The organism is Leptolyngbya sp. AN02str, from assembly GCF_050565595.1.
GTDB lineage: Bacteria > Cyanobacteriota > Cyanobacteriia > Elainellales > Elainellaceae > Kaiparowitsia.
On record NZ_JBNXVR010000025.1, the window covers coordinates 32,642 to 55,290 of the forward strand.

Below are 22,649 nucleotides of genomic sequence, written 5' to 3' on the forward strand. Positions count from 1 at the left end.
AGGCTTGTGCTGGCTTATGGGCGATCACAGCCGACTCAGGTGATGAGGAACGGAAGAAGCGTGAAATATCAACGTAAAAATGAGTGAACATGTATCAACAAGAGCAAGTCAAGGCTGGTTTCGTGGGATTAGGTCGCCTGCATGAATTGTGAGCGCTCGCGAACACCAACTGACAGACCTTGGCGTTCTAACGAATGCCTTGAAAGCTCAAAAATAGGTTTCCACAAAAAGCGTCTCTTCGCAGCATTCATCCCAACAGCCCACACCTCATAGTGTAAAGTTGCCCAACTCCCGCGCTAGAACCGCAAATTGAATCGGAATCTTTTTCACTTTTTCATCAAGACATATAAAGCACCATGATTTATCACCCTCTCTTCAAAATAGCCTTTTCGTCTAGTTTCAACCGATCTTAGCAATCGCTGTTGAGGAACTCTTGAGGGTCGCTAAACAACCCGCTACCGACACCATTCCAGATTCATGCACCCGTTGGGTTTCACCGGGCAGAGCAGCCAGACTGGGAAATCGAGCTATATCTCACGAGCGATCGCCTTGAGGTTTTCCGTGGGTGACTGCGGCACTTTTCCCCGTACCCAATTCCATGACGCACCAAAACCATACGCCGACAACGCAGCCAACAGCAACATTCCTGGCCGCCAATTGCGAACCCCACAACGCAATAAATCTCGCCCTTCAATTCCACTGCGATCGCCCACCTCGCCCACCACCCGAAGCTTACGATTTCCTAATAACTGCCCCACTGACCCTCAATTTGTCCGACAATCATCCGCAGCTTTCATAGGCCTCCTGCACGAATGGCTGGTTGAATCATGACTCATAGTGTGGCCTTGCCACGCCACAGGTTATGCAGGAAGTCTAATTTCCTTTAGGACTAGCGCAGTTGAGTGATATTCCGGGAGATTGCCCACCCAACATCTCAAACCTCAAAACCCTGAATAACGTGCGTCAGTTCTGCCCCTTATTTCGTTTGCACAAACTTTTAAAGGGAACATGACATGAAACGTCGGCAATTACTGAAAACCACAACCTACGGAGCCGCCGCCGCCAGTGCAGCCAGCCTGGTGGCCTGCAGCCAAAACCCCACCACCAATGCAGGAACCGTTGCCACAACCGGAGCCGCCAGCGATTCGGACCTTCCTAGAATCGATTGGCAAATGGCGACCAGTTGGCCCGCTTCGCTGGATACCATTTTGGGCGGTGCCATAACATTTGCAGAACGGGTGAAGGCAATGAGCGGGGGGCGCTTTACCATTACGCCCCGCGCTGCCGGAGAAATTGCCCCCCCGCTGGAAGTGCTAAACGTCGTTTCACAAGGTGCTGTCCCCTGTGGGCATACGGCCTCGTACTACTACGTGGGCAAAAGTCCTGTGATGGGTTTTGGAGCTAGCTTGCCGTTTGGCTTTGCCCCGCAGCAGCAAAATGCGTGGCTATATGATGGCGGTGGCTTAGCAAAGCTTCAGGAGTTTTACGCCAAAAAGTTCAACGTGATTCAGTTTCCGGCGGGAAATACTGGAGCCCAAATGGGTGGCTGGTTTCGCAAAGAGATTGCGACAATTGCTGACTTGAGCGGTCTCAAAATGCGCATTCCCGGCTTGGGTGGACAGGTAATGAGCAAACTGGGGGTGACGGTGCAAACGCTGCCCGGTGGCGAAATCTTTCAAGCCCTGCAAACTGGGGCGATCGATGCGGCAGAGTGGGTGGGGCCTTACGACGATGAAAAGCTGGGCCTAAATAAGGTGGCGCAGTATTACTATTACCCCGGCTGGTGGGAGCCTGGTAGCACCTTAGAAGTGCAAATTAACCTGAACGAGTGGAACAAGTTGCCCCAAGCCTATCAAGACATTGTGCAAACGGCAGCATTTGAGGCGAATTTGGAAATGCTGTCTCGCTACGAGAATGTAAACAACGAGGCCCTGCAACGACTGGTAATCAGCGGGGTAGAGCTACGGCGATATAGCGATGAGATTATGTCTGCCGCGTATGAGGCAACGTTTGCGCTTTACGATGAGTTTGCCGCACAAGATGCTGACTTTAAGGCCATTTACGAAGACTGGCGACAATTCCGCGATCGCGTTTATGCCTGGAATAAGCTGAACCAGGGCAGTTTCGAGCAGTTTGTGTACTCCAAGATTTCGTAACCCATCCTCAAATGTAGCCGCTGTTGGGTTGGGCGATTACTGAAGCGATCGCTCAACCAACCAACTGACCGTTTGTGGAAAGAGAATCACAAGGATAAGCACCGCCACCTGAATCGCCATAAACGGCAATGCGCTACGGTGTATTTCTTTGGTGGAGACCGATTTAGGCGCCACGCTTTGCAGGTAGAACAGCGAAAAGCCAACTGGAGGCGAAATAAACGCCGTTTGCAAGTTGAGGGCCATCACCACGCCAAACCACACCATATCCAGCCCCAACGCCTGAGCCGCAGGCACCAGCAGCGGCAAAGCGATAAAGCAGATCTCGATGAATTCGAGAAAGACCCCCAGCAAAAAAATCGTGATGTTGGCCACCAGAATAAACGTCAGGTACCCACCCGGCAGGTTCACCAACAGATTGGTGATCAGCGTTTTGCCTCCCAGCGCATCGAACACCAGGCCAAAAAAGGACGAGCAAATCAAAATAATTAGCACAACACCCGTCACGCGGGCCGTGGCGTGGGCGGCATCTTGCAGCAGCTTGTAGGTGAGGCGACGATTTAGCGCGGCTAAGGCACAGGCTCCAACCGCTCCCACGGCTCCGGCTTCGGTGGGGGTTGCCAACCCAAAGAAAATGCTGCCCAGCACCAAAAAAATGAGCAGAATCGGAGGTACGATCGCCCGAACAGCACGAAGGGCCAACTCTCTTCCGCTCAAACGGCGCATTTCAACCGGCAGGGCTGGAGCCACACTCGGCTTGAAAAAGGCGATCGCCAATACATACAGCGCATAGGCTCCAGCGAGCAACAGCCCCGGAATCAACGCCCCCAAAAACAGATCGCCCACCGAAACCCCAATCTGGTCACTCAGCACCACCAGCACCAAGCTGGGCGGAATCAACTGGGCCAGGGTTCCCGATGCAACAATAATGCCAGAGGCCAGTTCTTTGTCGTATCCATAGCGCAGCATAATGGGCAGCGACAGTAGCCCCATCAAAATGACCGTGGCCGCGACAACTCCCGTCGTAGCGGCCAGCAGCGTGCCCACCAGCACAACGGCCAGGGCCATGCCGCCCCGCACTGGCCCGAGCAACACACCCACGGTTTCCAGCAGTTCCTCGGCCAGCCCCGACTTTTCCAGCACAGCCCCCAAAAATACGAAATAGGGAATCGCCAACAGCGTAAAGTTCGACATGGTGCCGAACCACAGATTGGATAACAGCAGCAACCGTGCGGGTTCAAAGGCTCCAACAAACCAGCCAATCAGGCCAAATACTAATCCGGTTCCTGCAAATGAAAAGGCGACCGGGTAGCCGCTCAACAAAATGATGAAGAAGCCAACGAACATTGCGATCGCCAACCATTCGTAACCCATATCTCAGTACCTCGACACCATTAAAACCCAGACCCTAAAACCCTGTGTAGCCCGCTGTGCCGTCCGCACAGGGTTTTAGGGTTTTATCTTTGACGATGGCTGATTACTTATCCTGAATAAACAGACGTTTGTTGGTGAATGATTTGTTGGTGAATGATTTGTGTCAACGGAGTCATCAAATCTCAGGTATCGCGGGATAGGTTTTCAACGGGTGTTACCTACTCTAGGGGCGTCAGTTCCGAATTTTCAGCAACACCGGGCAACCTGGATCGGTAGCCTGCCCACACCGCCCAGTACTGAATCGCGTGAGAAACAGCCTGCAACAACAGCAGCGTAAACGACACCAACAGCATTGACTTGATGGGCGCTCTGGGCAAGCCGTTGGCATCGGGCGAAATTTCCCAGCGGCCCCAGCTACCATCGGGCAATAAGCCCCACGATTGCAACACGGGGTTAAACGTGACCCACAGTCCCAACAGGCAAAATGGAATGAGAAATAGCACCGTTCCCCAAAAGCCAACCAAGGCTTTTCGGCGATCGCTCCAATTGATTTCTAAAAAATCAACCCGAACATTGGCTCCATGCTTGAGCACATAGGGAAAGCTCAGGAGAAACGTGATCGAAAACAAGTACCATTGCAGCTCAATAAAAACATTGGATGATAGCTGCATTTGCAAAAAGCGGCCAATGTAGCGGGCAACAACGTTGTAGAAGCCGACCGCCAGCGTTATCAATACCAGCCAATTCAGCAGTTTACCAATCGGTTCAATGAAGGCATCAATCGCTGCAGAAACCTGCAACAGCCGTCGAATCCATCCAGAATTTAGCAACGTCTAAACCTTATCGATTCATTCATCAAGGGCTATCGTGTGGGTCGATAATATCAGGTTTGGATTTGCCCAAGAGCGATCGCTCTGCGGAACTTAACTTCTGTCAACGAGCACGGCCAGTTAACGTCAGTTTTGAATCAGCCAAAGCCCATTTGGTGTATTTCATTATGTGTGGAGTTTGTTGTAGAAGACGACTCCACCGTACCCACCCATTTTTACCTGCATAACCCTCAAACAACGTCAGTTTCGGTTAAGGGCTTTTCTGAAGTTTGCGCGGCGCGCAAACTTCAGAAAAGCCCATTTTTGCGTGCGCGTTGCGCACGCAAAAATGGGCACTTCAGCTTATCCAAAACTCAGGTTCAAACAAGCCTTGCGTCAAAGCTGGCGTGACCTGAGTCGTCCAACTAGAACTGCGGCGGCAGTTCACTGGGGCCAAGGCTACCTGGCTGCGAGGGCCGAGGAGCCGTTAGGGGAACCTCGCTGGGGGCCGGTGGAGCCGCACTGCCCGCTGCGCCAGCGGCACCCGCGCCACCATTGGCCGCTGCCGGATCTCCCGGCGTGGGATCAAAGGTTTCTAGCGTAAATGAGCGGTTCACCTGAGTTCCAGCACGATTGGTTACCTGCAACGTAATCACCGTAGAGCTGGGTTGCGGGCTGAGGGGAAGCGGAAGACTACCCTGAGGAGCAACATTGCCAGGAACAGGGAGCAGGGCTACGGTCGTTCCGGGGTTTGCCTCGACCTGCCACGACACCACCACAGGTGGCGGCAACTGATCCTGATCGACCGGAACAAGGTATTTGGGCTGCATCGGTTCCCCATTGACTAAAAACTGCAAGATTTGGGGTGGCCGCGCATCAATTCGAATCGGCGGCGTTGTTTGGGCAATGGGGGTTTGAGGTGGCCCATCGAATGGAATCACGGTTAGTTCAAAAATATAGCTGCCTGCCTGCCGAAAGCCGGTTTGCACATTCTGACAAACGAGGCGCGTATCTATCGTACAAAAGGGTTCCAGCTCTGGAGGAATGCCATTCCGCAAGTTCAGCACAACCGCAGGCATCACCACGGTTCCTTCGGGATCGCGACCAACGAGCTGCAATGCAGCCACCCGCTCAGGATGGGAGATAGCCCAGTTGAGGCGAATTCCGTAGGAAGTGGATGGGGCTGCATTTGGGCTGGTTTGAGCAGCGGTAGCGGATTGAGGTGAACGAGCCTGGGGCGTAGCGGGTTCAGGCGGCGGCGCTTCGGCATAGATAGGCTGGCTAGAGGCAAACACCAAAATTTCGGGTGTGGGAAAGGGGGCGATCGCCACCGGAGCCGCCGTCAACGTCGCAGGGGCAATACTTCCCCGTCCTGGTTTAGGAAACGCGGTCAGCGTAAAGCGATACTCTCCCGGTTGGCGAGCATCGGTGAGTACATTGCGGCACGTCAACAAAGCCCGATTGAGCGTGCAAAAGGGCACCAGCGTAGGCGGCAAACCCTGGCTCACATCGTAAGACACAGAATTGCTAATGATTTGGCCATCGGTAGACAGGCCCACAACCTCCAACGACTGAACCGTATGGGGATCACTCACTTGAAAATCCAGCCGCACCGCATCATCATTTGCCACAAAGTACTCGGTATCAGACGGGGCAAGCCGCACCACACGGGGCACAACCGGCGGGCGAAACAACGCCCACCAGATGAGCCAAACCAGAGTGGCCATAGCCCCCACCGCCAGCAAAACCAGCGGCAATAGCTGCCACCAGGGGCGCGATTCCCACATCACGAACCCCTGCATAGGCACATCGGGCAGGGGGTGATGTTCCGCATCCTGCGCTTCTACCGCAAAGTTGAGGAGCCGTCCGCCGCCCAGCCACGGACGCTTGCGGGGTGGATTAGGCTGCACCAACAAGCGCAACGTTTGGGTTTGGCGAGGCTGCAAGCTGAGTTGGGGTGGCTCTAGCGTATAGGTGCACAGATCGCCCCCATCTAGCGGCATGGCCTGAAACTGAAGCAGGCGTGGGGTATTGCCGTGGTTGCTGGCCTGCACCACAAAAATACCTGGCTGATCTTGCACCCGGCTCACTAATGTTCGAAATTGGAACGTGACCTGATAGACAGGCTGTACGGATAGATACAGCAAATCCATAAGGGCCAGGTGGGGTTGATTTTCGGATTGCAGCTGAAGCGTACCAACGTAGCTGCCCGCCAGGGTACCAGGGGGCACGAGAACCAGGACCAAGATCGTGCCCTGCTCACCAGGATTGAGGTCTAAATATTGCTCAGCTAACGTTAGGCCAACCTGCTGAAACCCCTGAGGATAGGTAACGGTTAACCACTCTGGCGGCAGGTCGGTGCAGCGCAACCGAAACCGATCGACGCGATCGCTCCGATTATGCACCCATACCTGAACTTCTAGCGTGCCGCCCGGTGGTAGCGAGGCTGGGCTGCCTGCCCGCGTCGCTGGCATCAAAAATAGTGTGGGATCTCCCGTCTGAGTTTGCTCATAGGCCGAGGGCAACACCTGTAAGCTCTCTTCAAACAGCAGCGGTGGGCTAGTGGGATAGTGCTGGGGTGCATCCACTACCACCGTGTACGGATGGTGTCCTGGCAGCGCCGTTGCAGGAATTTGAAAGCGAAAGACGACCTCTCCACTCTGGTCAGGCCCAAGGGCCAAGCGCTCCTGGGGCGAGGAGACCCAGGCGTACAGCGAGGTCGCCACATCATCCAAGAAAATATCAATGATGGCGCTCTCGTCTCCTTTGTTGGTGACGGTAACGCTCAGTTCTACCGTTTCGCCAGGGGTGGCGGTGCCATCGCCCATGCCGCTAAGAATGACGGCAAGCGGGGTTGGAATCGGGGTGACCAACTGCTCGGTAGCGAAGGCCCGTTGGCGCTGAATCGTTTGAGCCCGATAGCGCAGCGGGGTATCGGGGCCAACCCCTGCCATGGGCGCAATAATCTGCACGTAGCCCTGCTCTAGCAAGGCATTCAGCACCTCCTGGGCGTTGGCCTCGGAAGTGGTCAAACGTTGGGCAACCTCCGCCAGCGTGACCGTTCCCTGCCGAATCAACCACACCATGACGCGGCGCTGTTCGGTCGGGAGCGCCAGCACCTCCGACATGGTGATGCTGCCGGAGGCCTCCCGATCTAACGGTGAGTCGATGCGAAACCTTGAACCCGTCATTGCTCTTCTTTCGTCCTTCAGCCGGTGTGAATTCTGGTGGTGCCGTTAGGGTTGGCAGGGTGGGGCATCGGTCAGGGTATGCAGCCGCACGCGATGGTCGTTGCTGCCGCTCACCACATGCAGGCGATCGCCCTGTCGGCGGGCATCAACGGTATCAATGGGGCGGCGCGATCGCCCGAGCGATCGCTCTTGCACACGACGACCCTGCTCATCCAGCGTCCACAGCATGGTTTGGCCATCGGCTCCACCGCTGACCAGGTAGCAACCATCATCGCTAAGGGCAATGGCCTGTACGGGTTGGCCCTGGTGGCCTTCGTCCCAATCATCGATGGGGCGGCAGGTTTGCCCTGTCAGACAGGCTTGCAAATTCCACAGGCTGATGCGTCCCTGGTTATCGGCTACGGCCAGCAGGTTGGGGCGTTGCTCAACCGTTGCCAAACTTGTGATGTAGTCGAGGTTGTTGCCTCGGGGATACGGTAGGGGAATGAGCATATTGCGTTGCCAATCCCACAACACGATTTGATTAAAGCGTCCGGCGATCGCCAGCAACGCCGGGTCGCTTTCCACCAGGGCCAGTGCCTGCACCGCAAACCCAACCTGCTGAGTTTGCACCGGTTGTAAAGCGCCCTGAGTGGCTCCTGCCAGCAGCCAGCGCGCCACATTGCCACTGCCATAGCCTGTAAAGAGCGTGCGGGCATCGGGCGTAAATTGCAGATCAAACACGCGATCGTCTGGGCCATGCTGCAACTGAATCGGCGGCTGATCCACCCGCAAGCTGATAATTTCGGCTTCGCCATTTTCGTATCCCAGGGCGATCGCATCATTATCCACCGGGCGATACCGCGCCACCCGCACCGCCTTGTCAGCCCGTACCACTGTTTTTAACAACCGCAGGCGATTACCCGAAATGCCCCAACGCCTGACTGTTTGGTCATCAGAAGCGCTCAATACCTCCATGGCTCGCCCATCAAACTGCACCATATTCACCCCAGCCCGATGGCCCGAGGGCAACAGCCGCAGCAACAGTAACGTGCCCGCCAGCAGCGCCAACGCCAACAGTTGTACCCAAACCCGCACACGGGGCACCGCCTGCACCATCACCGTTTGGCTCGCAGGTTGCAGCGCGACCCGTTCATCGGGACGCAGCACCTTAATGCGGAACTGGTGACGCCGCACCCAGCCCAGCCACGGACGCCGCACTGCAATTTCCATCGGGATCGGGATCGTTGAGCCAAGGGGCACCGCCACCGGCAGCGTAGGCAACAGGAGGCGATCGCCCATCTTGAGGGGCTGGGTGCCATCATCCAATGGGCCATAGCGCAGCCGCGTCAGCCGATCCACCACCGGAGTCACCTCCTGCGGCACATTGCCCTGGTTGGTGAACTGCAGCATCACCGGCGCTCCCTGGAGATGCCCTGGTTCAGCTGCTGTGCCAGAGGTCGGAGGATAGGTAACCACCGACTCCATCAGCCCAAAGGCCAGATGTCCAGCCGGCAGCACGGTCAGGCGGCCTTGGCCTCGCGTGCCCACCACAGGCGTCACTCGCGCCTCTACCTCAAAGGGGTAAGACTGGCTAGGCGACTCAATCGGCGCACCCAGTTGACACAAAAAAACCGTGAGGATATCGCTCAGGGGCGGCACTTCAACTCGGCGCTCGTGGCCATCGGGCAACCACTCCAGCGGCAAACCACGCAGGGTTAGTCCTACCGTCATAAGGCTACGGTTGGGGTTGCTCACCTGGACGCCAATTTCCAAAGACTGAGGTGGTGTCGCGGTCACATCCGCATCCAAGAAATGGAGCCGAGGTGGCATGATGCCGCTGCCCTCAACCACCAGGCTCACCACTTGTCGATCTTCCTGGCGCAGCTCCACCGAAAACACCCGTACCGTCAGGTTCATGGAGCCGACAAACCCGCCCACCACCGGCGGCACATCCAAAATGGTGATGGCAAACTGAGCGCGATCGCCCGGTGGAATTTTGGCCGATAGGTCAGGAGCCTGCCGATACCAGCCCAGCCCAGCCCCTGACTCCACTCCCGAAGCCAACACCTCAACCTGAAATGTGGCAAACTCTGGGCTGTGGTTGTTAACGGTCACTTCAAATGTACGCGGCGATTGCCCCGGCCGAAAGTGCAAAACCTGGGTTGACAGATGAGTGCTAAGCAACTTGGCCATACAGAAACAATCCACCAAAAAATGGGCGATCGCTAATCGCGATCAAGTTGGTCATAAATCGCATCCAGCCGCGCCATTCGATTGGGGGGCGAAGGCGCATCAACAGGAGCGCTTGGCGTTAAACAATCGGCCCACTGTCGCCGCTGCCAGGCAAAATGCAGCAGGTTTACTCCCAGCTCTTGGGCACTGCGAACCGTATCACGCGACAAAAATTGGGTTTTGGCTGCATCCCAAGCGGCAGACAGGCCACCCACCGTCACCACCACTCCACCCCAGCTAAACAGCGCCAGCGGATTGCCCCGCAACAGCGGAAACAGGCCAAACCGAAACGGCTGCATCCGTAACGGATGGTGAGACTGAATTTGCCCACCGTGGGAGTTGGCAAACGCTTGCGCCTCGCGCGCCATCACCGCTGCTAGGGGCGGAATCCGCGTCTCCAGTTCCAGAGCCATGCAGCGCTCTAGCTCTAGCTGCTCCACACACAATTCGTCATAGACCGTACCCGCCTCTGCCGTGGCAGACATTCTTTCCAAAGCCTTGAGCACCTCTGCCCAAATCTTCACCAACTCGTCTAGTTCGGTGCCGATCGCCGGAACCTCAATCATCACCACGCCGCCAGCCGCCAGGTATGTCTCGATCGCCTCAACTTCGGTACTGTGAAGCTGCTGAGCATCGCGGTAGGCTACATGCAGCAGGTCACACAGCGCCATGGTTTCTGCCAGGGGCAAGCTGGCCTCTCGGAGAGGCACATGCTGCACTTGTGAGTGGCTGCTGAGGGGTGGGTACAGGGTCGGCAGCGGAGCAACCAGACCATTCAGCGTTGCTTCGACACTGGCGTTGGGGCTTGCCGATAGGGTCAGGTATCCCAGCCGCAGTTCCCCTTTAGCGCGGGGTTGAATCCAAGGGCGATAGCGCAGATCTAACTCGTTGGCTGCTGGCACAAATCCATTTCGGGGCGATCGCACCCGCACCTCTCCAGGCGATAGCCAAATGCGGCACAGCTCCACCTCCGTCGCATCCGGTGGTGAAACTTTCTCCTCCAGTCGAAATGTTTCTTGCACTACACACGTCGAGTCTTGCCGTTCCAACCCATCCGGGTCCACAAAACTCACCACCAAATACACCTGTAGCGGCTCTGCCCCAGGCTCTGCCGCAATGTGATAGGGAATGGGTCGCGGCACCACAATGGGATTTCCTTCGCGATCGATCGCCAGACCTGGCTGCACTTGCAGCCAGCGCTCATCGCGATACTGCGCCGCCACCTGAGCCGGAGCTATCGTCGGACACACCCCCAACCCCGCCACAATGCCCCCCTGACACGCCGCCTGAAACTGGAGATTTTGCCGTTGACGATGGTAGGAGTGGGCCACGCGCCAGCGCTCGGCGGTGAGCAGTAACCCATCCGTAACCTGGAGGCGTTCGAGAGGTGGAGTTGACGGAACATGAGCCATAAACACTCAGCAGCAAAAGGATAAATGTGGCCTAAGTCAGCAAAGGACGGGAGCGATCGATCACCAGGTCGTAGGTGCAAAAGGCCGGTTTTTCGCGCTCAATGATATGGCGAACCGTTGCCTCATCAATGGAATAGTCGGGCTCGGGCCGGAGATGCACCATAAAGTGGTACGGCTTGGCGCCGCCCAGCGTGGCATCCTCGGCCAAACGCGCCGTGCCCAACACAAACCCCTGGCTAAAGTTTTCGTGAATGCCAATGTGCTTGGCGGCCTCGGTCTCCAGGTGCTCATCGAGCGGCAGCCCTGTCACCAAGTGCAGATAGAAGCGCAAGCCACGCCGCGTTCCTCGCCAGCGGTAAATTTGCAGCGCATGGCGAATCAAAAAGCGCTGCCGTTGGGAGTGAATGGGTGCGTCGAATTCCCATCCCACCCAATGGGCTAAAAATGGCAGCAATGCCGCAGGAGCCGTCAGCGGATCAAGATAGGCCCACAGCGTCTCTAGCGTGTTGACTGTGGGCTCAAAAGTTTGCTCAAACACGTTGAGGAAGCGGCCAATAAAGTCCACATCTCGATAGAGATCGGGCAGGAAGTTGAGGTACAGGCTGCGGGGCCGCAGATAAAGCTGAAAGCGCTGGGTTTCAACGTCGTGGGTGCCCGTGCTGGGGTTGGTGCTGATGATGGTGAGCTGGCCGCGAAAGTCGAGCTGGAGGGGCAAGTGCTGGGCCGGGTAGGTCTGCTCCAGGTAGTCGGGGGCGATCGCAAAGTAGAGAACGCCCTCCATCTGCTGGCCAGGTCGCAGTTCAGTGCCTTCGGTGCGCAGTTGGCACCACTCTGCTGGAAAGTCTCCCTCAACTTGCAGTTGCAGTTGCAGCGGTACTGAAGATTGGCTGCGAATTTGCACCATGAGTTCGCTGGGCTCTCCGGGCCGCAACACCAAACTCAAGCCTGTGGCGAATGCCTGTGACGAAAAAGTCCCAGCCGAGCCACTGCCCAACGCCTGTGCTAACTCTGACTCAGGCGCGGCCTCTGGCACCTGCATGGGGGTCAGCACAAGGCTAAAGGCTGTACTAGAGCGGGCTTGGGTCATGAAACAACGCCTGAATAACGCGACATGGCTAGAACCTTAGACAACGGACCGGGAAATAGACGCTCTAGATGAGGCTGATGGTGTGGTTAGATCGCAGGGTTGGATCGGCCCAGGAGCAAATGAGCCCCAACGGGCCAGGATGAACAATGTTATTAGGCGCGAGCGATCGCACCCAATTCGTCTCCTGTCGGCGCAGCTCAAACAGCAGCACCGTGCCCAGGTACCGCACCCCCTCCGTACCCTGAATTAAGCCAATCACATCCGACGGATACAGCGGCGCACCAAAGGGCCAGCCCGCTCCCTCCATGCCACCCGTGAGCGGATTGAGGAAGCGATACAGCGCCGTGCGCAGCCGTTGCAGCACTATCTGCTGCGCCTGGGGATTTTGATATTCGGGATAGAGACCCACCTCCGTTTGCACCGCCACACCCACGTACTCTGGCTCCCGCAGGGTCACCTGCACCCCCAACAGTCGCCGCTCATCCAAAAAGGAAAGAATTTGCTGCCGCAGAGGGGGCGTGATCGCCAACTCGCTGGGTCGCATTCCTATCCCCCGCACAATATTGTCGGTATTGGCATAGGGCACGACCAGCACCTCTACACTCCCCGGTGCATTGCCATGGTGCAGCGGGCACAACGTTCGTGCCACTGCCCCCTGACCGGCCTGCTGTGTGAGCGCTTCAAAATCTTCGGGAGTCACGGCGCGATCGCGCGTTCGAAGCATTCTGGGCACTCGCAGCACCGCATCATCCAGCGACTCTGCATCGGCCCCATTGCGAGCGGGAATGTGGTTCACCACCTGCGAAACATAGGGCACCGCTGTTTTCACAATGCGCAGGGTATGCCGCTGCACATTGCCCCGTTGTCCACCGCCCGTGCGGTAAGACACCATGCGCAACACCGAACCCCGAGGCGGCACCGCACCATATTGCCGATCAAGCGCCGTTGCGGCAGGTTCTCCTTGCATGGTGAGGGCAGCATCTTGAGTGGGAATGGGCAAGGCGGTCCCAACAGTACTGCGGGCTCGGAGATGCACTTGTTCTTTCAGCTGGTTGGGTTCGCGAATGAGCGGCCCAAACTGAATGCGTCCGGTGAGTGAGTCCAACGTATAGTGGCGATCGTCTGCCCGCGAATCGGCAAAATCCTGTACCTCCTGCCAAATCTGCGGCAAGCCATCCGGCGGAATGACTAACAAATGCTCTTCGCTGCGCCGGGGCAACACGGGTGGGCTCTGTAGCTCAAAGCTTTGTCCAGGCAGGCCGTTGCTTTCACCCATCAGCTCATCGTGAATCACCCGGCACTGACTGGCATCTATCGTGCCACCAATGGAGCGCGCTGCCACCCGCACTAAGCGAGGAGAACTGGTGTAGTAGCTCTCGTGGCGCTGAGGCTCGGTGCACACACAGCGAATCCACCGACCCTGGTACGTGGTAAATTGCGCCACCGGAAACCGCTGTGGCAAATGCAGCACCACATCTGCCGTTTGCAAACTATCGGCACTGCCCCCCAGTTCATGAAAGCTAAAGCCCCGAGTTTGGTCGTCGCCTTCTTGCAGCAAAATGGGCACCCACTGATCGCCCGTCCAGGCTTCCCAACGACGGGGCGGATAGTCGGGGTTAATTCCGGTGGAGGTGGCCGCCTCTCCCGAAAGCGAGAGCGCAATCACGTTTCCAGCAATAGGTTGCTCTGCATCAAACACCACATAAAAGCTGTTGCCGGGAGCAGGGCGATCGCTAAAAATGGTTTGCTCACGCCCTTCCCAACGCCCATCCGATTGGCGCGTCCACAGGTTTGCAAAGCGGTTGTACAACATGAGCGGAATGGCATCATCCGTTTCTGCCGTAAGCAAATGGCTGATTTGGGGCAGGCCAATACTCAACGGGCGATCGGTGCTAAAGATAATGGAATCATCCGTTTCAGTGCGCTCAGTCGCCACCTCCACCCCAGCCGGAATTTGATACACGGTGGGCAAGCTGGCCGCCAGGTAAAAGGTCACCTCTGTATGGGCCGGAGCTGGAGGCTGCAACCGAATCCCCAACATTTCTAAAAACGCCACATAGTTGCGGCGCGGTACCTGGTTAAACCGCATCAACATTTGATCGGTCAACCAGGCAAACAGCTCAATCAGCGTCACCCCCGGATCGCTGGGATTAAAGTTCGTCCACTCGGGACAGTACCGGGGAATTCGCAAAATGCACTCATCGACCAGATCCTTAAAGGTGCGATCGTCCAGGTCGGATTTTGGGAGTTTGGGCAGAAAGTCAAATTCCACAGCTACTCCGGAGACATCAGGTAAAAGGGATAAACGATATTGCGGCGATGGGAGCTGTCTTTGGCGTGGTAGTGGATGATGATATCGACCCGGCCCCGCATCGGATCGGGATCGGTGGATACCTCATTCAGCACAATGCGCGGCTCCCACTTTTCTAGCGCTTCTCGCACATGCAGCCGAATCAGCAACAGCGTGTCAATATTCATGGGGGCAAAGGTCAACTCCGACAGCCGACAGCCAAAGTCGGGGCGATACACCCGCTCCCCAAGCCGCGTTTGCAAAATCAGTCGAATCGATTGGGCCAGGTTTTCTCCCTTGGCACTGAGCTGCACTCCGCCTTGCACACTGGTTCGCATGGGAAATGCGATTCCCTGGCCCAAATGAGCGTCTGGTTTGAGGTAGTCCATTGCATCTGGCATGGCCATTTCCGACTCGCGCTGTCGTCACCATACTCAGGCGCTCAACCCGTCGCTATTCGCCAAAGGTCGAATACCCGCTTGGATGCAACAGAAAACTTCTGGCTTCTGCGATGTTGATGGCTCTGGCCCAATCACACCCGCCCCCGTACTTTAAGGTAAGCAAGCTTCTGCTCAATTTTCTGAATCGTATCTGGTCGTGGAAGCTGCTTCTGGCGTCGTTGGTCTTCTGTCGAGTTGAGGGCATGAAATCGCCATTGTTTCCACTTAGGGCTGGCTAAAAGGCTAACTACTTGCGATTTGAGCAAACCAGTTTTTGGCTCAAAGAAGGGTTCCAGTGGATTCAAGTTGGTACTATTGCCAACGACGTCCAAAGCAGCCCAAAAGCTATCTACGATGAAGTCTTTGTGCATGGGAACTAGGCGTAAGCGCAACTCCTCTTTTGTTTCACCGGTCGCAAGGGCGATCGCATTTTCATGCCCATCAATCAGCTTCATCAGCTCAGCAAACTGCTGACCAGTAGCCGACCACTTGTGGTTATACAAAATCTTCAGCCGTTTTTCGGCAGTCTCTGTGTTTGACCAAGTTTCAACGTTTTGTGCAACATCAGTCTGGCTTCCACCTGTCAGCTCTTTGCCATAGCGCGTTCCAAGACGCGTCGCTTCTTTCGTCAAATATTGCCCAAACTTAGCCTCGCGAGGATCGTAAATATCGGTTTTGAATTTTGCCTCCTCTAGAGTTTGCGTTGGAGCAATGCCATTGAGCAGAGCGCGTAGTTCGCCGAGCGCTTGATTAAAGTCACCAGGAAATCCATCGAAGCTCAGTAGCCGAGCAACCAGACCTGGAATGCTTGGATCAGACCCGCCAGATTGGGTTTCAATCGCAGTCTTTAGGAAACCAGCGTGGTCAGTCGCAGTAAAGTAGAGCTTTGCCAATGTAGGCAGTCCCAAAAGCTTAGTTAAGTCTTGCATGCCAGCTACATAAGGCGCATACGAAGGGTTGTAACTGAACTCCCAGCGATTGTCTCCGCTACTGCTCTGTACTTGTTGCGCCACCATACTGGCAAAGAGATCTGTTAACCCTTCCCGTAGGTGCATATCCATAGTGGCACCTTCAAAACTATGCGTAGCCTCGTGAATTAAATCTGTAAATTCCATCCAGTTTGCATTTAAGGAAATTCCGTCAGTTCCGGCTTGCGCTTGAATTTGGTACGCCTTGGAGAAGGCTTGACGATACTCTGCTTCCTCATCCGGCTTACCAACAGTAGTCGGCAGTTCGCTCGTGTCCTGTACGGCTGACTGACCAGGTTTCACTACTTTCATCGTGTTAGTCAAGTTTTGGAATGACAGCTTATCGCTATTCACCTGAGTGAGCGTACCTCGAACACTCTTGCCAACTTTTCCAGAACTGTGAATTGGGTTGCCGATAATTTTGATCATTCCCGGTGCTGTCAGGCTACCTCCACTGAGTGAGCACCTGGGACTAATGCCAAAGATACCAGCTACGCTCTTCACCCCCGCTTCAATCACAGACGGTGCAGGAATTTCGGTCACGTCTGAACCCATGCGCGCCGACCAATCCGAAGAGAACTTTTCCCCTGGAGCTTGAAGTTGATGAGCCAGCACACCAAGCTTAGATTGCGCGTCGCTAATAGCCCCAGCAACAGCTTGCGGATCGACCTCTTTGTCAGCAATAACCGGTTGAACTTCCCCGTTAAAAAACGGCACATAGGCAATAAAGGAACCGCTCTCAAACGTTTTTTTGGCTTCTTTCTTATCTGGACTAAATGGAAATTGGTTTAGGTAATTGTCTACCGGTACAGGTTTTGCCATAATCTTAACGTTCGGCTGATAATCCTTGAAAATCACATTACCGTTGTAAGCTTCGGCATAGATCCAGTGAGCGCGCACATGCTGCGTTGGATCAGAACTATAAACAAAGACGGCAAATCGTGTTCCGTCGGGATATGATTGCATTGTGCTGACCAAAGCCGTTTCGGGATACATTTGATTTCCCGGTTCACCATGTTCATAAACTTTAAACTGTACTTCACTGTTACTATCTTGCTTCGCATTAGTCAACAAATGATTCAGCATGCCGTAGTATTGGGCATCACCCACAACGTAGGCATTTCCCTCTGAAAACTCTTCCATAGACTTGATCAAATCTTTGTTCGCCAAGTGGTGCTGATCGGTCAACAGATTTCCCGATGCTAAGGTTTTGAGAGTCGCTGCATCTGCTAAGGTAATCGCCCAGAGTTTTTGACTTTGTTCTGTCGATTTTGGGCCATCTACGTTCTGTCGGGCTCGAACACTTTGTGCAAACTGTCCAGAGGTTTTACCACCTTCAATTGCAGCCATCGTCGTGAGGGCACAATTGCTCAACTTATCCGCTGTCGCATCATTGACAATCGGGGGCCGGGTTATGCTTTTGAGTAACTTACCTCCCTTACTGAGTAGGTTGTCGCTGACATTAACAACCAATTGCGGACTGTCAGGCTGCATTTTTTCGCGATTGCGTTGTAAGAGGTGAGAGTTGGTCGTGGTTGCTTTAGGCTGAATGGGCTTGGTACCACAGCTAGAGCACTGGCACCCACGGACATGGTCTACAGTTTGGCGCTGAAGCCGCTGCGCTCCACAGCTAGAGCACTGACATCTTTTTGCCTGAAGTGCGTGATTATCCATCATGGATCGTAAATTCACGCTAAGAGGATGTTGCGATACCTGCGGGATAAGGGGCGATCGCTGTATCGATCCTGCGCTCTGTTGCACGACATGGGTCAACTCATGGGCCAGCAGTTCTTGTCCTCCCAGGCTGCCGGGCTGATACGCCCCCTGCCGAAAGAAGATATCTTGTCCAGTGGTAAAGGCTTTTGCGTGAATCGAGCGGTTTAGCCGATCAGCTTGAGTATCAGTATGGACTGTGACACCGCTAAAATCGACATGACCAAACGCTTGCTCTAATGGTTGACGCACAGATTCTGCAATTGGTTGACCACTCCCGCGAGATTGTTGAATCCTACTTTCTAAGTCTGGGCTAGCAGCAATTGTGCCTTCTTCGCTTCTTTGTTGCAGCATCGGTGGGGTTTGCAGTTCGTCTTCCTCAGGTAAGGTGTTCCGTTGAACACTTGGCTCTGATGACGCGTCTGCGTTAGGCGTATTAATGAGCTGCACTACTTGCTTGGCGACCTGATCGGCTTCTTGCTCATACTTATCGTTGGGTGCGCCAATGGTGAGCTTGGGCTGAATGGGCAGCGATCGCCCTATCCCTGCATCAAAGATCGAAAACTCCGGCGGAGTACGATGCAGATTTTGGCCTTCTACCGACTGGCCTCCTGCCAATTGATCGGTGGATTCAGGCTTGGCCTGCACCGCAAAAGCCCGAGATGTTAGGTTCTCCGGGCTTTGGTTCGTCTTCGAGCAACCTTGTTTCTGAGGCGAAGAGCGGCGCGGCATGGCAAAACTCCGAATTTTTTCGGCAAGATAGCTTAATATTCCCACACCTGCGAAAACCCCACCTTAGACATTGGTCTAAGATGGGGCGCTTGCTTCATCTACCACCCTAGATCCAGCCCCTTATTTCCCTATCATCAGTTACTCTGAATTATTGGTGCAAAAGTCAGCACTCACGGCAACGTTGCGAATATGAATCCTAAAGCAAACTAACTCGATACCACTATTAGTTGAACTTATATTTTTAGTACAACGAGAAGGGTCGCGATCGCGACAAGACAAACGATTGCCACGTAGGTAATAACAGGCTAATTCTGTCGTGAAATTTGAATCTCTAAACCTTTTGCCAATGATTTCACTGCGTTGTAAAGCGGGATGAAATATTCTTGTTTCAACGCGTTCTGTTTCCAGTATTTATCCCCCTGCGAGTTCATCCGGTCAAGGTCAACGACCAATTGATCTATCACTATTTTGGCCTCTGTTAATTTACCTTGACGCATTGCTTGATTATATTTCTCCTCCAGCTTTTTATAAGCCTTCTTCGATAGCTGACCACTGCCGATACTGACAGATTTTGTTGCTTCCTTTTTCATCCGATTGAACTGCACATGGCTCGGCAGATCCAAGAGAGTCTCTGTACCGGGTGCACCGGGTAAAGGTAATGGCACATTCTGCTTGTCAGAGACAAAATCTTCCCGGATTAGACCCGTCCCAACGGGGTCCAGCACAACTCGATTTCTGACTTCATTATGGCCTTGATTCCATTTCTGGGCACTCGCTTTAAACCGATCGGTGGGGTTACCAAATTCTTTTACACCAAAATCAATCAAGCTAAAATTTCCCTGATTGTCGGTTTTCCAACCCCATTGCACCGATCCATAGTAGGTTCCTTTCTGAGTACCCTTAATTGCGAGTGCCGTTGTTTCAAATTTCTGTCTAGAGTTTGGTTGTAGGGGGGCCTTCCGACGTGGTGTATCACACAAAACGGCCGGAGTTGGAGTTTCGCCAAACTTGCTCTTACCTAATTGACTAAATCCAGCTTCTTGAGACGCAAAACTTGTATTTTCCAGATCGAGATCATTCGAGGGATTGATATCAGCCCCATAGATTGGATTATTGTGTTTATGCCCACCTCGATCAATCATAGAACCCTGATACTGCCCATCCTGAATTTGTAATTCTGTCCGCTGGCGAAATTCATCTTCCTTGCTTCCTGCTTGAGACGGTGAATTATTATCCAGGGAGGTAATTATCTGAGTTAGCCCAATCGCCTCTGCATCGACACTTATATTGGGATGGAATTCGATGCGAATATCAACTCCTCTCACCGGAGTCTCACCAACAACATCGTTATATTCTTTTGGATCGGCATCCCATTCTCCACCCATTGTTAGTACCTTTTTAGCCTGAAGCAAATGATTCGGCGCTATCGATACAGCTGTTGGAAATGTCAGGCGGCTGTTAGACTGGGGCGATCGCTGAATTCCACTCCCGTTTTGCTGCACCACATGGGTCAACTCATGGGCCAACAACTCCTGCCCCCCCTGGCTGGTGGGTTGATAAGCTCCCTGCCGGAAGAAGATATCCTGTCCTGTGGTAAAGGCTTTGGCTTGAATGGAGCGATTGAACTGATCAGACTGGGCATTGGTATGCACCTTCACTCCACGAAAGTTGACACCACCAAACGCCTGCTCCATCGGTTTTCGAATCGAGTCGGCTAGCGGTTGCCCACCCCCGCGAGATTGTTGAATGGCAGATTCGAGGTCATCACTGGCGGCAACAGCACCTCCACGTTTCATTTGCAGCATTGGTTTCATCTGCAATTCCTCTTCTTCCTCCAGATCAATCTCCCGTTGGATCCCATTGGGTTTCATCTGGAGTTCATCTTCTTCGTCGGGCAGGGTGTCCCGCTGCAAGGTTTGGTTGAGCTGTGATGACTTAGCTTGATTAGGGGTTGATGCTCCCCGATCGCTTAAGCTCAGGCGTTGCACTACTTGCTTGGCAACGTGGTCGGCTTCTTGCTCATACTTATCGTTGGGTGCGCCAATGGTGAGCTTGGGTTGAATCGGCAGCGATCGCCCTTCCACGGCATGTAGAGAAAATCCTGGCAGGCTCCCTGCTGAAACCGGAGTCTCCGGCGATCGCGCCTCCATGTCTGCCGATAGGGGAGGAGCAAAGGGACGAGGGGCCAAATTCTCCACGTCTGGATTGGTCTTTGCGGAACGGGTCTGCGGCAAGCGATGGGAGTGGCGCGGCATAGCAAAGCTCAGGGTACCTTGATGGGATACCTTAATTTTGTCATGGCCAGCGAAAAAACCGATTTAGACCTTGGTCGAGGATGGGCGATGCTTCATCTACCGCCCTAGACCCAGCCTTTTACCTCGGCATCATCAGTTCCTCTGCATCATCGGTGCAAAAGTCAGCATTCAGGGCGATGTTGCGGACATTGCAATCACGAACGCTGAAGCAAGCCAATTTAGTATTAATATCGGTTGAATTTATATTTTTAGTACAACGAGAAGGTTTGTGGATGTTGGGTTTCGTTCCTCAATCCAAGCTCAAGCGAGGGGCGATCGCACTACTTCTTGTCGAACTCATTCACTAAAACTCCATTCTTTACAGTGTGTATTTCCTTACCAGTAAACGAACCATATCTCGTGTATGTCCACTGATTTACCTGTTCTTCATTCGGAACTGGCCCGCCAGGTTCGACCCCACAAACATCCATCGCTACCTCTACTAATTCTGCGAGTTCCATTGCTGTTTCTTTATTTGCTTCGTACCAAGTAACCTCCTCTGTCGTCTTTGCTTCTCGATTTAACTTCACATTTGGCGTGACAACCGGAGTTAATTTGGGATATAACGCTGCATATTTGTTTTGCTGCGTTTCAACCAATGTTCTCGGATTTTGAATAATTTTCAATGAATGAGAGCTTAACATTGACAAAGCCTTCATGACTTTGTCTACATTTTCCGGAGTGTTTTTGTACGATACATGTAGTTTGTATCCTTGTGATCCAAGCTTTGTCTTTCCTTCTTCCTTCCCACGCCTTTGCGGATGTACCAGGTCTACTTTTCCTGCATACCCGCCCCCTAATCCGGTAACACCGTCGTTTTTTAGGACGTACAGCTCTGTTGATACCTCATGGTACAAATCGCTTAATTCTTTGATAGCAACTGGCATTTTGCTATGCCCACTTATCCAGTGCTTGATAAGATCTTGGATTTCAATCAATCGCCGCTTAAGGTCTTCCTTAGCTTCTTGATCGGGATTCATTGTATCCTTTTTATTGTATTCTTCGACACATTCCATCAACTTGTACCACGTCGATTTCTTCTTCTTTCCTCCACGATATTCAGCGCGATTTTCTATCTTCTCTCTGCTCGATAGTCGTTGAATCCGGTTTTCAGATTCCAGTCCGGTGACTTGATTTCCTGCTTTATCACGCTTACCCTGTTGCGGTGTTTGGCCAACTTGCTGCACCACATGGGTCAACTCATGGGCCAACAACTCCTGCCCCCCTTGGCTGGTGGGTTGGTAGGCTCCCTGACGGAAGAAGATATCCTGTCCTGTGGTAAAGGCTTTGGCTTGAATGGATCGATTGAGTCGATCAGACTGGGCATTGGTATGCACCTTCACTCCACGAAAATTAACACCACCAAACGCCTGCTCCATCGGTTTTCGAATCGAGTCGGCTAGTGGTTGCCCACCCCCGCGAGATTGTTGAATGGCAGATTCGAGGTCATCACTGGCGGCGACAGCGCCTCCACGTTTCATTTGCAGCATTGGTTTCATCTGCAATTCTTCTTCTCCCTCCAGATCAGTCTCCCGTTGGATCTCATTGGGTTTCATCTGGAGCTCGTCTTCTTCAGGCAGTTCCACGCGCTGAATCTGCTCTGCCAGGGGTTTCATCTGAAGTTCGTCTTCTTCGTCGGGCAGGGTGTCCCGTTGCAAGGTTCGGTTGAGCTGTAATGGCTGAGCTTGACCAGGGGTTGATGCTCCCCGATCGCTTAAGCTCAGGCGTTGCACCACCTGCTTGGCGACCTGGTCGGCTTCTTGCTCATACTTATCGTTGGGTGCGCCAATGGTGAGCTTGGGCTGAATGGGCAGCGATCGCCCTTCCACGGCATGTAGAGAAAATTCTGGCAGGCTCCCTGCTGAAACCGGAGTCTCTGGCGATCGCGCCTCCATATCTGCCGATAGGGGAGGAGCAAAGGGACGAGGGGCCAAATCCTCCACGCCTCGATTGGTCTTTGCGGAACGGGTCT

At 54.0% G+C, this 22,649-nt stretch carries 13 protein-coding genes; 1 reads left to right on the forward strand and 12 read right to left on the reverse strand.

Annotated elements, in window-relative coordinates; translation table 11 throughout:
* Positions 1-527 precede the first annotated feature (527 nt).
* Positions 528-758 carry a hypothetical protein gene (locus ACQ4M4_RS18145; protein WP_430685859.1) on the reverse strand — a complete coding sequence of 77 codons (231 nt, stop codon included), beginning with the start codon at positions 756-758 and terminating at the stop codon, positions 528-530.
* Between the two features lie 255 nt (positions 759-1,013).
* Here ACQ4M4_RS18145 and ACQ4M4_RS18150 point away from each other — a divergent pair, with 255 nt between their 5' ends.
* Positions 1,014-2,156 (forward strand): TRAP transporter substrate-binding protein, encoded by a 1,143-nt coding sequence (locus ACQ4M4_RS18150; protein ID WP_430685860.1) that lies wholly within the window; start codon positions 1,014-1,016, stop codon positions 2,154-2,156.
* Between the two features lie 36 nt (positions 2,157-2,192).
* Here ACQ4M4_RS18150 and ACQ4M4_RS18155 read toward each other — a convergent pair whose 3' ends face one another.
* From ACQ4M4_RS18155 to ACQ4M4_RS18205, 11 genes are all read right to left on the reverse strand, one after another.
* The gene (locus ACQ4M4_RS18155) at positions 2,193-3,527 is read right to left on the reverse strand and encodes a TRAP transporter large permease (RefSeq protein ID WP_430685861.1); all 1,335 of its coding nucleotides are present in this window, start codon (positions 3,525-3,527) and stop codon (positions 2,193-2,195) included.
* Between the two features lie 218 nt (positions 3,528-3,745).
* A complete protein-coding gene (locus tag ACQ4M4_RS18160) occupies positions 3,746-4,357 on the reverse strand; it encodes a TRAP transporter small permease subunit (RefSeq protein ID WP_430685862.1) in 612 nt (203 codons plus the stop codon).
* Positions 4,358-4,761: 404 nt separating this feature from the next.
* Positions 4,762-7,527: a hypothetical protein gene (locus ACQ4M4_RS18165; protein WP_430685863.1), complete on the reverse strand. Its 2,766-nt coding sequence runs from the start codon at positions 7,525-7,527 to the stop codon at positions 4,762-4,764.
* Positions 7,528-7,572: 45 nt separating this feature from the next.
* Positions 7,573-9,702, reverse strand: a complete 2,130-nt coding sequence (locus ACQ4M4_RS18170; protein WP_430685864.1) for a WD40 repeat domain-containing protein — start codon at positions 9,700-9,702, stop codon at positions 7,573-7,575.
* Between the two features lie 32 nt (positions 9,703-9,734).
* Positions 9,735-11,153, reverse strand: coding sequence for a hypothetical protein (locus ACQ4M4_RS18175; protein WP_430685865.1), 1,419 nt, complete (start codon positions 11,151-11,153; stop codon positions 9,735-9,737).
* Between the two features lie 31 nt (positions 11,154-11,184).
* Positions 11,185-12,240, reverse strand: a complete 1,056-nt coding sequence (locus ACQ4M4_RS18180; RefSeq protein WP_430685866.1) for a phage tail protein — start codon at positions 12,238-12,240, stop codon at positions 11,185-11,187.
* 64 nt (positions 12,241-12,304) lie between these two features.
* Positions 12,305-14,512 carry a putative baseplate assembly protein gene (locus tag ACQ4M4_RS18185; RefSeq protein ID WP_430685867.1) on the reverse strand — a complete coding sequence of 736 codons (2,208 nt, stop codon included), beginning with the start codon at positions 14,510-14,512 and terminating at the stop codon, positions 12,305-12,307.
* A gap of 2 nt (positions 14,513-14,514) precedes the next feature.
* Positions 14,515-14,931 carry a GPW/gp25 family protein gene (locus ACQ4M4_RS18190; protein WP_430685868.1) on the reverse strand — a complete coding sequence of 139 codons (417 nt, stop codon included), beginning with the start codon at positions 14,929-14,931 and terminating at the stop codon, positions 14,515-14,517.
* A gap of 131 nt (positions 14,932-15,062) precedes the next feature.
* Positions 15,063-18,383 (reverse strand): DUF4157 domain-containing protein, encoded by a 3,321-nt coding sequence (locus ACQ4M4_RS18195; RefSeq protein WP_430685869.1) that lies wholly within the window; start codon positions 18,381-18,383, stop codon positions 15,063-15,065.
* A 305-nt stretch (positions 18,384-18,688) separates the two neighbouring features.
* The gene (locus ACQ4M4_RS18200; RefSeq protein WP_430685870.1) at positions 18,689-20,371 is read right to left on the reverse strand and encodes a DUF4157 domain-containing protein; all 1,683 of its coding nucleotides are present in this window, start codon (positions 20,369-20,371) and stop codon (positions 18,689-18,691) included.
* A 587-nt stretch (positions 20,372-20,958) separates the two neighbouring features.
* The gene (locus ACQ4M4_RS18205) at positions 20,959-22,572 is read right to left on the reverse strand and encodes a DUF4157 domain-containing protein (protein WP_430685871.1); all 1,614 of its coding nucleotides are present in this window, start codon (positions 22,570-22,572) and stop codon (positions 20,959-20,961) included.
* Positions 22,573-22,649 lie beyond the last annotated feature (77 nt).

Excerpts from the sequence above, each read along its gene's own strand:
- ACQ4M4_RS18155 (WP_430685861.1), bottom strand. The coding sequence starts at position 3,527 with ATGGGTTACGAATGGTTGGCGATCGCAATGTTCGTTGGCTTCTTCATC.
- ACQ4M4_RS18190 (WP_430685868.1), bottom strand. The coding sequence starts at position 14,931 with ATGCCAGATGCAATGGACTACCTCAAACCAGACGCTCATTTGGGCCAG.
- ACQ4M4_RS18180 (WP_430685866.1), bottom strand. The coding sequence starts at position 12,240 with ATGACCCAAGCCCGCTCTAGTACAGCCTTTAGCCTTGTGCTGACCCCC.
- ACQ4M4_RS18175 (WP_430685865.1), bottom strand. The coding sequence starts at position 11,153 with ATGGCTCATGTTCCGTCAACTCCACCTCTCGAACGCCTCCAGGTTACG.
- ACQ4M4_RS18165 (WP_430685863.1), bottom strand. The coding sequence starts at position 7,527 with ATGACGGGTTCAAGGTTTCGCATCGACTCACCGTTAGATCGGGAGGCC.
- ACQ4M4_RS18150 (WP_430685860.1), top strand. The coding sequence starts at position 1,014 with ATGAAACGTCGGCAATTACTGAAAACCACAACCTACGGAGCCGCCGCC.
- ACQ4M4_RS18205 (WP_430685871.1), bottom strand. The coding sequence starts at position 22,572 with ATGGAGGCGCGATCGCCAGAGACTCCGGTTTCAGCAGGGAGCCTGCCA.
- ACQ4M4_RS18170 (WP_430685864.1), bottom strand. The coding sequence starts at position 9,702 with ATGGCCAAGTTGCTTAGCACTCATCTGTCAACCCAGGTTTTGCACTTT.
- ACQ4M4_RS18195 (WP_430685869.1), bottom strand. The coding sequence starts at position 18,383 with ATGCCGCGCCGCTCTTCGCCTCAGAAACAAGGTTGCTCGAAGACGAAC.